The organism is Streptomyces sp. NPDC055140, from assembly GCF_053607285.1.
Map to the genome: position 1 here is coordinate 134,762 of NZ_JBSGTG010000021.1, position 11,726 is coordinate 146,487.

The 11,726-nt window shown below is 70.8% G+C and carries 9 protein-coding genes; 6 read left to right on the forward strand and 3 right to left on the reverse strand.

The features are described from left to right. The first annotated feature begins 105 nt into the window (after positions 1 to 105). Positions 106 to 1,644: a histidine ammonia-lyase gene (hutH, locus tag ACWFR4_RS33255; protein WP_453469324.1), complete on the forward strand. Its 1,539-nt coding sequence runs from the start codon at positions 106 to 108 to the stop codon at positions 1,642 to 1,644. Positions 1,645 to 1,756: 112 nt separating this feature from the next. Here hutH and ACWFR4_RS33260 read toward each other — a convergent pair whose 3' ends face one another. Continuing rightward, complete coding sequence (locus ACWFR4_RS33260; protein WP_453655826.1) at positions 1,757 to 2,557, reverse strand: IclR family transcriptional regulator; 801 nt, start codon at positions 2,555 to 2,557, stop codon at positions 1,757 to 1,759. A 249-nt stretch (positions 2,558 to 2,806) separates the two neighbouring features. Here ACWFR4_RS33260 and hutI point away from each other — a divergent pair, with 249 nt between their 5' ends. The 3 genes from hutI (at position 2,807) to ACWFR4_RS33275 (ending at position 8,618) form a co-directional block, all read left to right on the forward strand. Beyond that, on the forward strand, positions 2,807 to 4,039 hold the full coding sequence (hutI, locus tag ACWFR4_RS33265; RefSeq protein ID WP_453655827.1) for an imidazolonepropionase: 1,233 nt from the start codon (positions 2,807 to 2,809) through the stop codon (positions 4,037 to 4,039). A gap of 73 nt (positions 4,040 to 4,112) precedes the next feature. Then, positions 4,113 to 6,857, forward strand: a complete 2,745-nt coding sequence (locus tag ACWFR4_RS33270; protein ID WP_453655828.1) for an aminotransferase class I/II-fold pyridoxal phosphate-dependent enzyme — start codon at positions 4,113 to 4,115, stop codon at positions 6,855 to 6,857. A gap of 207 nt (positions 6,858 to 7,064) precedes the next feature. Continuing rightward, positions 7,065 to 8,618 carry an acetolactate synthase large subunit gene (locus tag ACWFR4_RS33275; protein ID WP_453655829.1) on the forward strand — a complete coding sequence of 518 codons (1,554 nt, stop codon included), beginning with the start codon at positions 7,065 to 7,067 and terminating at the stop codon, positions 8,616 to 8,618. A 2-nt stretch (positions 8,619 to 8,620) separates the two neighbouring features. Here the strand turns inward: ACWFR4_RS33275 and ACWFR4_RS33280 are convergent, their stop codons facing one another. Continuing rightward, on the reverse strand, positions 8,621 to 9,073 hold the full coding sequence (locus tag ACWFR4_RS33280; RefSeq protein ID WP_405637629.1) for an Lrp/AsnC family transcriptional regulator: 453 nt from the start codon (positions 9,071 to 9,073) through the stop codon (positions 8,621 to 8,623). A gap of 111 nt (positions 9,074 to 9,184) precedes the next feature. Between ACWFR4_RS33280 and ACWFR4_RS33285 the strand changes: the two genes are divergently transcribed. Continuing rightward, positions 9,185 to 9,802, forward strand: coding sequence for a LysE family translocator (locus ACWFR4_RS33285; RefSeq protein ID WP_453655830.1), 618 nt, complete (start codon positions 9,185 to 9,187; stop codon positions 9,800 to 9,802). A gap of 138 nt (positions 9,803 to 9,940) precedes the next feature. After that, positions 9,941 to 10,318: a PaaI family thioesterase gene (locus ACWFR4_RS33290; RefSeq protein WP_453469087.1), complete on the forward strand. Its 378-nt coding sequence runs from the start codon at positions 9,941 to 9,943 to the stop codon at positions 10,316 to 10,318. Positions 10,319 to 11,006: 688 nt separating this feature from the next. On the opposite strand, the gene ACWFR4_RS33295 is transcribed toward ACWFR4_RS33290, so the two are convergent. After that, entirely contained in the window at positions 11,007 to 11,678 is a 672-nt protein-coding gene (locus ACWFR4_RS33295) for a GntR family transcriptional regulator (protein WP_453655831.1), read from the reverse strand. Between the last annotated feature and the right edge of the window lie 48 nt (positions 11,679 to 11,726).

Consider the following 11,726-nt stretch of genomic DNA (forward strand, 5'->3'; position numbering starts at 1 on the left):
TGATCAGCGCGAGATCCCGGCGCAGGCGGCAACTGTCTGGGATCCCAGACAGTAACCCTCCGCAGCCACTGACGAAGACGTTCCGTTTTCGGGCTTCATGGAGTCATGAACGAAACCTTCGTAGGGGTCGGCCCCCTCTCCGTCGCCGATGTCGTGTCCGTCGCCCGGCACGGGGCCCGTGTGACCCTCACCCACGAAGCCCTGGGCGAGATATCCCAGAGCCGCAAGGTGGTCGAGAACCTCGCCAACGACGTCGTGCCCCACTACGGCGTCTCCACGGGCTTCGGTGCCCTGGCCACCCGTCACATCCCGCTCGAGCTGCGCGCGCAGCTCCAGCGCAGCCTCGTGCGCTCGCACGCCGCCGGCTCCGGCGCCGAGGTCGAGCGCGAGGTCGTCCGCGCCCTCATGCTGCTGCGTCTGTCGACGCTCGCCACCGGCCGCACCGGCGTGCGCCCCGACACCGCGCAGGCCTACGCCGACCTGCTCAATGCCGGCATCACCCCGGTCGTCCACGAGTACGGCTCGCTCGGCTGCTCCGGCGACCTCGCCCCGCTCGCCCACTGCGCCCTCGCCGTCATGGGCGAAGGCCAGGTGCGTGACGCGAAGGGCGACCTGATGCCCGCCGCGGACGCGCTCGCCGCCGCCGGCCTCTCCCCCGTCACGCTGCACGAGAAGGAGGGCCTGGCCCTCATCAACGGCACCGACGGCATGCTCGGCCAACTCGTGATGGCCGCACACGACTTGCAGATGCTGCTGCGCACCGCCGACATCGCCGCCGCCATGAGCGTCGAGGGCCAGCTCGGCACGGACGCCGTGTTCGCCGCCGACCTCCAGGCCCTGCGCCCGCACCCGGGCCAGGGTTCGAGTGCCGCCAACCTCACCGCCCTTCTGAAGGGGTCGGAGATCGTCGCGAGCCACCGCGGTCCGGAGTGCACCCGGGTCCAGGACGCGTACTCGCTGCGCTGCACCCCGCAGGTCCACGGCGCCGCCCGCGACACGCTGGCGCACGCCGAGACGGTCGCCGCGCGTGAGCTGGCCAGCGCCATCGACAACCCCGTCGTCACGCCGGACGGGCGCGTCGAGTCCAACGGCAACTTCCACGGCGCGCCCGTGGCCTGTGTCCTGGACTTCCTGGCCATCTCCGTCGCCGACGTGGCCTCCGTCAGTGAGCGGCGTACCGACCGCTTCCTCGACGTCGCGCGCAACCACGGCCTGAACGCCTTCCTCGCCGACGACCCGGGCGTGGACTCCGGCCACATGATCGCCCAGTACACCCAGGCGGGCATCGTCTCCGAGCTCAAGCGCCTCGCCGCGCCCGCCTCGGTCGACTCCATCCCCTCCAGCGCCATGCAGGAGGACCACGTCTCCATGGGGTGGGCCGCGGCCCGCAAGCTGCGGCGCGCCATCGACGGCCTGACCCGCGTGGTCGCCGTCGAGATCCTCACCGCGGCCCGCGCGCTCGACCTCCGTGGCCCCCTGGCCCCCGCGCCCGCCACGGCGGCCGTCCTGGCCGGACTGCGCCGCGATGTCGAGGGCCCCGGCACCGACCGGTACCTCGCTCCCGAGATCGAGGCCGCCGTGCAGTTCGTGGCCACCGGCGGCGCCCTCGCGGCCGCCGAGTCGGTGACCGGCCCGCTGGGCTGAACCGTTCGGACCTGGTTCCTGTGACCGTTCGGGCCTGGTCCGAACAAGCCGAACTCCCGCCGCCGGCCTGTCCGGCGGCGGGAGTTCGGCTTCTGTGTGAGGCGTACTGCTTCTAGGTGAGGTGTCCCGCCGTCTGCGTACGGGCCTGTGCGTCGGCCACCCCACCGATGCGCCGGCTCAGTTGGTTCGCCGTACGGGTCACCTGCGCGGCGATCCGCCGCTGTTGCTCGGCCCCGACCTCGTCGCCGCGAAAAGTGACCGCGACACCGGCGACGGGGTGCGCGCCGTGGTCGAGGACCGCGGCCGCCACGGACGAGAAGCCCGGCGTCACCTCGCCGTCCTCCGTGGCGTACCCCCGGCGCCGCGCCTCCACGAGGAGTTGGCGGAGTGCGGTCAGCGAGCCGGGACCGGACTCGTTGCGCAGGACGAAGGCCGACGCGTCGGGGAACAGGGCCCGCACCTGCGCCTGCGGCAGACGGGCCAGGACCGCCCGGCCGCTGGCGGTGAGGTGGGCCGGCAGCCGGACACCGACCTCGGTCACCAGGGGCGCACGTCCGGGCGCCCGCTCCTCGATCACGTAGATGACCTCGCGGCCGTGCAGTACGGCGAGGTGCGCGTTGTGGCCCGTGCTGTCGACGAGCTTGGCCAGCGGCACCCGCGCCATGCGTTGGAAGGGCGCCTGCCTGCTGTATCCGGAGGCGAGTTCGAAGGCGCTGACGCCCAATCCGTAGCGTCGCTCCTCCAGCAGGTGCACGACGAAGCCCTCGCGCTCCAGGGTGTCGAGCAGGTGGTACGTCGTCGAACGGGGAAGCCCGACGTCACGGCTGATCGCCGCGGCGGGTACGGGCCCTGCCTGGCCCGCGAGATAGCGGAGGATGGCCAGCACCTGGGCGGCGGCGGGAACGGGAGACATACCGGGAGGTTACGTCCGCCCGCCGGCCCCGCCCCGGACCACCCGTACGAAGTCTGGGATACGAGACGCAATGCGGGCGGCGGCCCTGGCACCGCCCCCGGCGTCTGGTGCTTGATGGAAGCCCCCGGTGCGGACGCGCGATGGAACGCCGTCCGCACCGGGGCACTCACTCATCCGCTGCCCGGCCGTGTGCCCACGGATCACGCCGCGCCGCCAGGACCTGGCGGCAGCATCCACGGAGAGATTCACATGCCAGTCCCCCAGCCCCTCGCCGAAGCCGGACGCGCCGGTGCTGATCAGTCCGGCGCCTCCACGCTCATCACGAACATCGGCGCCCTGGTCACCAACGACGCCACGCGCGGGACGGGTGCGCTCGGCCTGATCACCGACGCCGCGCTGGTCATCGACGGCACCGACGTCGCCTGGGTGGGCCCCCGGGCCGATGCGCCCGCGACCGACCGCAGCTTCGACGCCCAGGGCCGGGCAGCCATCCCCGGATTCGTCGACTCGCACTCCCACCTGGTCTTCGTCGGCGACCGGACCGCGGAGTTCAACGCGCGGATGTCGGGCCGCGCCTACAGCGCCGGCGGCATCCGTACGACCGTCGAGGCCACCCGGGCCGCGCCGGACAGCGCGCTCCACGCCACCGCCGGGCGCCATGTGTCCGAAGCGCTGCGGCAGGGCACGACCACCGTCGAGATCAAGTCGGGCTACGGCCTCACGGTGGAACACGAGGCCCGGTCGCTGGCCGTCGCCGCCGCCCACACCGACGAGGTGACGTTCCTCGGCGCGCATGTCGTGCCCGCCGAATTCGCCGAGGACCCGGCCGGCTATGTCGACCTGGTGACGGGCCCGATGCTCGACGCGTGTGCACCGCACGCCCGTTGGGCGGATGTCTTCTGCGAGCAGGGAGCCTTCGACGCGGACCAGGCACGCGCGATCCTCAAGGCAGCGTCCGCGCGCGGACTCCTGCCGAGGATGCACGCCAACCAGCTCAGCCACGGGCCGGGCGTCCAGCTCGCCGTCGAACTCGGCGCCGCCTCCGCCGACCACTGCACCCACCTCACCGACTCCGACGTCGACGCGCTCGCGCACGGCGACACCGTGGCGACTCTGCTGCCGGGCGCGGAGTTCTCGACGCGGGCGACCTACCCCGACGCACGTCGTCTGCTCGACGCGGGCGCGACCGTGGCGCTGTCCCCCGACTGCAACCCCGGCTCCTCCTTCACGAGTTCGATGGCCTTCTGCATCGCCCTTGCCGTACGGGAGATGGGCATGACGCCGGACGAGGCGCTCTGGTCGGCGACGGCGGGCGGCGCACGGGCGCTGCGCCGCGACGACGTCGGCACGCTGTCGCCCGGGGCGCGCGCCGACCTCGTACTCCTGGACGCGCCCTCGCACGTGCACCTCGCCTACCGCCCCGGTGTTCCCCTCGTCTCCGCCGTCTGGCGCGCCGGCCGGTGCGTCGTCCGGCCCACCTGAGGCATCCCGCGCGCCACCCCCGTTCGATCACCGCCCTCCCGAGACACGACGTCACAAACGAGGAAGCCACACCATGGGTGACACACCCGCCAATCCGCCTGCCGGCGTGTACAGCAGCGTCCGTCAGCTGCGCGCCGACGCCTGGAGCTCACTGACCGAACTCGCACGCCAGTGGGCGTCCGACACCTCGAGCGCAGCACGCCGGCAGGCGACACAGGAGCGGCTGGACGAACTCTTCCGGCAGTTGCTGCCGATCGAGAACTGCTGGGCCTTCCCCGGCAGGTCCGCCTTCACCGAACTGCGCCGCCTGCGCACGGCCGAGGACCGGTACGGCCTGGCCCGGCGCACGGACGAACTGCATCGCGCCCTGGGCACGGAGTCGTACCGCAGCGCGACGCCCCGGAAGGCCGAGCCGACCGCTCCGGTCGGGGAGGAGCCACTACCTGGCGGGACAACGCCCAAGCCGTACTTCGAGGTCCTCGTCGTCGGCGAACTGACCGCGGCGGAAGAGCAGGCGCTGCGCATCTCGCTGCGCGGCCGGCGCCGCGCCGAGGACGAGTTCGTGTACGAGATCGTCGTCGCGCCCAGCTTCGAGGACGCGGTGATGGCGGTCCTGGTCAACCCCGGTCTGCAAGCCGTGGTCATCCACCGGAGGTTCGCCGACCGTTCCCCGTACGACCTGAGTGTCGTCGCGGGCCTCGTCGAACAGCCGCAGGCCGACCCGTTCGCGCAGGACGGGCCCTACGAGCAGCGGGCGCAGGCGCTCGGTGCGCGGCTGCTCGAGCTGCGGCCCGAGATGGATCTCTATCTCATGACCGACGGCTCGGTGGAACGGATCGCCGGTGTGCTCAGCAGCGGATTCGCCCGGGTCTTCCACGCCCGCGAAGGACTGCTCGAACTCCACCTGTCGATTCTGCACGGCGTCAGCGAACGCTTCCGCGCACCGTTCTTCACCGCGCTCAGAGCACACAGCAGACGTCCGACCGGTGTCTTCCACGCGCTGCCCATCTCCCGCGGAACGTCGCTGCTGACTTCGCACTGGATCCCCGAGATGGTCGAGTTCTACGGGCTGAACATCTTCCTCGCCGAGACCTCCGCCACCTCGGGCGGCCTCGACTCCTTGCTGGAGCCGACGGGCCCGCTGCGGGAGGCCCAGGACCTCGCCGCCAAGACGTTCGGAGCGCGCCAGTCGTACTTCGTCACCAACGGCACGTCCACCGCCAACAAGGTGGTCGTACAGGCGCTGGTGCGGCCGGGCGACATCGTCCTCGTCGACCGCAACTGCCACAAGTCCCACCACTACGGGCTGATGCTCGCGGGCGCCCAGGTGGTCTACCTCGACGCCTATCCCCTGGACCGCTACGGGATGTACGGCGCCGTGCCGGTGAAGGAGATCAAGCGCAAGCTGCTGGAACTGCGGCGAGCCGGACTCCTCGACCGCGTCAAGATGCTGATGCTGACCAACTGCACCTTCGACGGCATCGTCTACAACCCGACGCGGGTGATGGAGGAGTGCCTGGCGCTCAAGCCCGATCTGGCGTTCCTGTGGGACGAGGCGTGGTTCGCCTTCGCCCGCTTCCACCCGGTCTACCGCCGGCGCACCGCCATGGCCGCCGCTCGCACCCTCACGGAGAACCTTCGCGGACAGGGCCTCGCCGACCAGTACGCCCGGCAGCACCAGGAGTTGGGCGACGACCCCGACGACGAGACACTCCTCGACCGCAGACTCGTCCCCGACCCCGCCAAGGCCCGGATCCGGGTGTACGCCACGCAGTCGACGCACAAGACGCTCACCTCGCTGCGTCAGGGTTCCATGATCCACGTCTTCGACCAGGACTTCAGTCACCGCACGGCGGAGACGTTCCGCGAGGCGTACATGACGCACACCTCCACCTCCCCCAACTACCAGATCCTCGCCTCCCTCGACCTGGGCCGAAGACAGGCCGCGCTGGAGGGCTACGAGCTGGTGCAGAAGCAGCTCGAACACGCAGGGGTACTGCGTGACGCGATCGACCAACACCCCGTACTCAGCCGGTACTTGCGCTTCCTGACGACACCCGACCTGATCCCGGGCGAGTTCCGGGCCTCCGGCGTGGAACAGCCGTTGCGGACGGGCCTGGCGCGGATGTCGACCGCGTGGGAGGACGACGAGTTCGTGCTCGACCCGACCCGGGCGACCCTGCACATCGGTCTCACGGGCATCGACGGGGACACGTTCAAGCACGAGCACCTGATGGACCGCTACGGGGTGCAGGTCAACAAGAGCACCCGCAACACGCTGCTGTTCATGACCAACATCGGCACCACCCGCAGTGCCGTCGCCTACCTCATCGAGGTGCTCCTCAAGATCGTCGAGGAACTGGAGGACCGCAAGGACGAGTTGGGCCCGCCGGCCCTGCGTCGACAAGACGCCGACGCCTCCCGGGACACGGTCGTCGCCCTGCCCGACTTCAGCTCCTTCCATCCCGCCTTCCGACCGGGAGGCCGTACACCCGAAGGGGACATCCGCCGGGCCTTCTACCTGGCGTACGACGAGACGCAGTGCGAGTACCTGTCGGCGGACGAGGTCACCGAGGCCATGACCGGCGGCCGGGACGTCGTCTCGGCCACCTTTGTGACGCCGTACCCGCCCGGATTCCCCGTGCTGGTCCCCGGCCAGGTCGTCAACGACGCCGTACTGGACTACATGCGGGCCCTCGACACCCGGGAGATCCATGGATACCGGCCGGAGACCGGGTACCGGGTGTTCACCGAGCAGGCGCTGAAGGAGCAGCAAACGCTCCTGGAGTCCGGTAACGGCCCCTGGGCGGCGGCCTGATCGGTCCGGTCCGGTGTCGGAGCGCCCTCCTTGCCGCGTTTTGACGAGACCGACGCGCGCGGGAGCAAGGTCGATGCCTCGACACAAGGTTACCGACCGCTTAGTATCCGCAGGCAGCGCACGCAATCCTCGCGTATCCCACGACAGACAGTCGCCGGCCGTCAGCCCTGGCAATCAGCGCGGACGGCCACGACGGAGAGGCCGCCCATGAACGGCGCGCAGTCGCTGATCCGTACTCTCGTCCGTGCCGGTGTCGAAGTGTGCTTCGCCAACCCCGGCACATCGGAGATGCACTTCGTCGCCGCGCTCGACTCCGTACCCGAAATGCGCGGCGTGCTCGGCCTGTTCGAGGGTGCCGTCACCGGGGCCGCCGACGGATACGCGCGTATCGCCGACAAGCCGGCCGCCACGCTGCTGCACCTGGGCCCCGGCCTCGGCAACGGGCTGGCCAATCTCCACAACGCGCGGCGGGCCCACACCCCCCTCGTGAACGTGGTGGGCGACCACGCCACCCACCACAAGAAATATGACGCTCCCCTGGAGTCCGACATCGATCCGGTGGCCGGTTCGGTGAGCGGCTGGGTGCGGCGCAGCGACCGGGTCGCCGAGGTCGGGGCGGACGCTGCGGCCGCGGTGGCGGCCTCGATGGTGGCGCCGGGACAGGTCGCGACGCTGATCCTGCCCGCCGACGCGTCCTGGGACGAGGGCGGCCAGGTCGCCGACCCGGTGCCCTCGCGCACTCCTGCGGCCCCCGATCCACAGACGGTGTCATCCATCGCCGACATCCTGCGCAGCGGCGAACCCGCCGCGCTGCTGATCGGCGGCCCGGCCTGCCGTGAGCCCGGCCTCCTCGCGACCAGCCGGATCGCGAACGCCACCGGCGTGCGCGCACTGGTGGAGACCTTCCCCGCGCGACTGGAGCGCGGCGCGGGTCTGCCCGCCCTCGAGCGCCTCCGCTACCTCGCCGAGCAGGCCGTCCGCCAACTGGACGGCGTCAAGCACCTGATCGTGGCGGGAACCCGCTCCCCGGTGTCGTTCTTCGCCTACCCCGGCAAGCCGAGCGACCTGGTACCGGAGTGCGCCCTTGTGCACACCCTCGCCGATCCGTCCCAGGACGTGGTGGCCGCTCTGGAAGCGCTGGCCGAACAGGTGGCCGCGGACACGCTCCCGACCCTGGCCGAGCCTGCTCTCCCGTCGCTCCCGAGCGGCCCCCTCACCGCGAACAACTGGGCCGAAGTTGTCGGCGCCCTGCTCCCCGCCGGCGCGATCATCTCGGACGAGGCGAACACCTCCGGCGCGGCCCTGCCGGCGGCGACGGCCGGCGCGCCCCGGCACGACGTCCTCACGCTGACCGGTGGCGCGATCGGGCAGGGCATCCCGGTGGCCACCGGGGCGGCGATCGCGGCACCGGACCGGCCGGTCATCAACCTGGAGGCCGACGGCAGCGCGATGTACACGATCTCGGCCCTGTGGACCCAGGCACGCGAGAACCTCGACGTCACCACCGTCATCCTGAACAACAGCGCCTACGCCGTACTGCGCCTCGAAATGCTGCGGGTCGGCGCCGACCTCTCAGGCCCTGCCGCGAAGACCCTGCTCGACCTCTCCTCCCCCGACCTGAACTTCGCCAAGATCGCGGAAGGGATGGGCGTCCCGTCGTCCCGGGCGACCACCTGCGAGGAACTCGCCGAGCAGCTCCGCCGCGCGTTCGCGGAACCGGGCCCTCATCTGATCGATGCCGTGGTCCCGCCTCATCTGTAGGACTACTCGGGCAGAGGCCGGTCCTGCACCACGTTCTTCATGACGAGGGTGGAGGTCAGGCGCTGCACGCCGGGCAGTTGGGCCAGTTGCTGGTCGTAGAGCTGCTGGTAAGCGGCGAGATCTGCGGTGGCCACGCGCAGCAGGTAGTCGGGGTCGCCGAAGAGGCGCTGGGCCTGGATGACGTGAGGGATGGCGGTCACGGCCTCCTCGAAGGCGGTGACGGTGTCACGGTGCTCCCAGCGCAAGGTGGCGAAGACAAGGGCTTCGAAATCCAGGCCGACGGCCGCAGGGTCGACGACTGCCCGATAGCCGCGGATGGCGCCCTCGCGTTCGAGGTCCCGCAACCGGCGGTGGCAGGGCGAGACGCTCAGCTGTACACGCGCGGCCAGCTCGGTGATGGTCAGGCGGCCGTCCAGTTGCAGCTCGGTAAGAATTTTCCGGTCCATGGCGTCCATGGGGAAGATTCTCCCTCAGATGGCGCGATCATGAAGTAAAGACAGGAACACTTTCGGACACATCGCGCCTAACCTTCCCTCTCAAGCACGGAAAGCGAGAGGGATCGATCGATGGACACGACAACAGTGGCGGCATTTCTGGCGGTGGATCTTCTGCTGGTGTTCACACCGGGCGCCGACTGGGCCTACGCGATCTCGGCCGGGCTGCGGAACCGGTCAGTCGTCCCGGCGGTCACCGGACTGATAGCCGGATACGTGGGCTACACGCTGCTCGCCGTCGTGGGCCTGGTGGCGATCGTGGCGAGTTCGGCGACCGTCCTCACCGCGCTCACCGTCGCCGGCGCGGCCTACCTGATGTGGCTGGGCTGGGGCGTTCTGCGCCGGCCGGCGGCCCTGGGCGCGTCCACCGAGCCGATGGCCACCTCGCGCGGGCAGATCATGCTCAAGGGCGCCGGGATCAGCGGGCTCAACCCCAAGGCGCTGCTGCTGTACTTCTCGCTGTTCCCGCAGTTCATCCACCCTGCGGACGGCTGGCCGGTCGCCGCACAGACGGGGTTGCTCAGCGCGCTCCACATAACGGCGTGCGCCGTCGTCTACCTCTCGGTCGGCGTTCTCGCCCGCACCGTCCTGAAGACCCGGCCTTCGGCAGCCCGGGCCGTCACCCGCGCTTCCGGAGCCATGATGATCGCCATCGGCGGCTTCCTTCTGGCCGAACGCCTGGCCGTCTGACGAAGGCGGCCTCACCGCGCTCACCCACAGCACCCGATATCCGACGAAGGAGAACACGTGGAACGCCACGAGCACCAGGAGCATGCGAGCACCGAGGTGCAGGAGCGCGTACGGGCCAGCTTCGACCGACAGGGACTGATGGCCCACCTCGGTGCGCGGCTCACGCGCATCGCACCGGGCGTCGTGCACATCGTGCTCCCGGCCCGGCCCGAAGTCACCCAGCAGCACGGCTACTTCCACGCCGGCGCCACCAGTTCCATCGCCGACAGCGCCGGTGGCTATGCGGCCTTCACCCTGTTCCCCGAGAACACCGACGTACTCACGGTCGAATACAAGATCAACCTGCTCGCGCCCGCCCTCGGGATCCACCTTGAGGCCGTCGGTACCGTCCTCAAGGCCGGGCGGACCCTGACCGTCTGTCAGCTGGAGGTTTTCGCCGCCCGGGACGACGGCACGCGCAAGCTCGTGGCCAACGGGCAGCAGACGCTGATCCGGGTGAACAGGACCGAGCAGTGAACGAGGGCGACTCGGCCACGCCCTCTCATCAGACGTTCCCTCGACCTCAACTTTAGGGTGAGACTTCGGCGCCCCTCCCCTGCCGGCCACGCAGTCTCGGCGATGACCCGGAGGCTGTCCACGTACCGGCCGTGGCCTGCGCCTTTGCCGCTCTGCGGGGCGAACCGCGCAAGGCGGACGCCCCTGAGGCAGGCCACTTCGACCTGCGCACGTTCGTGGAACAGGTGGCATCGGCCGCGGGTCCGGGCACCACGGTGCACCTGCCGGCACACGGCATACCGACGACCGCAGGCACCGACGACCAGTCGGACACGGTCGGCCCCGTGCGTCTGCGCCGGCACCACGCACCCGCCCCGGCGACCCGGACCGACGAGGCCCGCCGCCTTCTCACCGCCGCCTCCTCACCGCCTGGCACCGAGGCCCCGCGTGAGGTCACAGCAGCCGGTCTGCCCCTCCTGCGTGACGCGCTCCTGCCGTGGTCCACCACACGGACCTCCTCGGCAGCCCCCTTCAGCCGGACTGTCGGGCCGCGCCCTGGTACGAGATCCCCGCCATCTGCGGCCCCGAAAATGACTCGGATGCCCGTGAGCCGCGCGCACCCGGCCGAAGAGCTTCCGACTCGTCAGGACTTCGTCGACTCGCCCCCTGCTGAGCGAGTTGGACCGGCGGCCAGGGCCACGAGGCACGATCAGATGGCGTCGCGCACGGCCCGTTCGAAGCCCTCGACATGCGCGCGGGCGATCTGGGCCGCCGCATCCGGCTCACCGGCGACGATCGCGTCGATCAGCGGTCCGTGCTCCTCGACGTGGCCGGCCATGTCGGCGAGCCGGTCGATGAACAGGCACCAGATCCGCGTGGCCAGGTTGTCGTGGCGGATGAGGGTGTCTTCCAGGTACGGGTTGTGCGTGGCGGCGTACACGGCACGGTGGACCTTGAGGTCCAGGTGCATCAGCTCGGCCGCATCGCCGTGCCGGGGATCCACGCCTGCCAGTTCACGCCGTACGGCCGTCAGGGCCGCACGGTCCTCGGCCGTGGCCCGCCGCGCCGCACGGGCGGCGGCCAAGGGCTCGAGCTCCAGGCGGACTTCGGAGATATGGGCCAGGTCGGTGATGTTGACTTCGGTGGCGAAGGTGCCGCGCCTGGGGTAGGTCGTGACGAGGCGCTCGTACTGGAGCCGCTTGAGGGCCTCGCGCACCGGGGTGCGGCCGACTCCGAGGGCCTGGGCGAGCTGGTCCTCGTTGATGGGCGCGCCCGGGCGGATGTCGAGCATGACGAGCTGGTCGCGGATGGCGCGGTAGGCGCGCTCGGCGAGGGACAGCTCCCCGCCACCGACCGTCGGCTCGGTCGCCACGTGCTGCATGAGGCCCCCTTGACCTGTCCATCGAGGTCCCATACCTTACCGCACAGA

Excerpts from the sequence above, each read along its gene's own strand:
- hutH (WP_453469324.1), top strand. The coding sequence starts at position 106 with ATGAACGAAACCTTCGTAGGGGTCGGCCCCCTCTCCGTCGCCGATGTC.
- ACWFR4_RS33260 (WP_453655826.1), bottom strand. The coding sequence starts at position 2,557 with ATGTCTCCCGTTCCCGCCGCCGCCCAGGTGCTGGCCATCCTCCGCTAT.
- hutI (WP_453655827.1), top strand. The coding sequence starts at position 2,807 with ATGCCAGTCCCCCAGCCCCTCGCCGAAGCCGGACGCGCCGGTGCTGAT.
- ACWFR4_RS33270 (WP_453655828.1), top strand. The coding sequence starts at position 4,113 with ATGGGTGACACACCCGCCAATCCGCCTGCCGGCGTGTACAGCAGCGTC.
- ACWFR4_RS33275 (WP_453655829.1), top strand. The coding sequence starts at position 7,065 with ATGAACGGCGCGCAGTCGCTGATCCGTACTCTCGTCCGTGCCGGTGTC.
- ACWFR4_RS33280 (WP_405637629.1), bottom strand. The coding sequence starts at position 9,073 with ATGGACGCCATGGACCGGAAAATTCTTACCGAGCTGCAACTGGACGGC.
- ACWFR4_RS33285 (WP_453655830.1), top strand. The coding sequence starts at position 9,185 with ATGGACACGACAACAGTGGCGGCATTTCTGGCGGTGGATCTTCTGCTG.
- ACWFR4_RS33290 (WP_453469087.1), top strand. The coding sequence starts at position 9,941 with ATGGCCCACCTCGGTGCGCGGCTCACGCGCATCGCACCGGGCGTCGTG.
- ACWFR4_RS33295 (WP_453655831.1), bottom strand. The coding sequence starts at position 11,678 with ATGCAGCACGTGGCGACCGAGCCGACGGTCGGTGGCGGGGAGCTGTCC.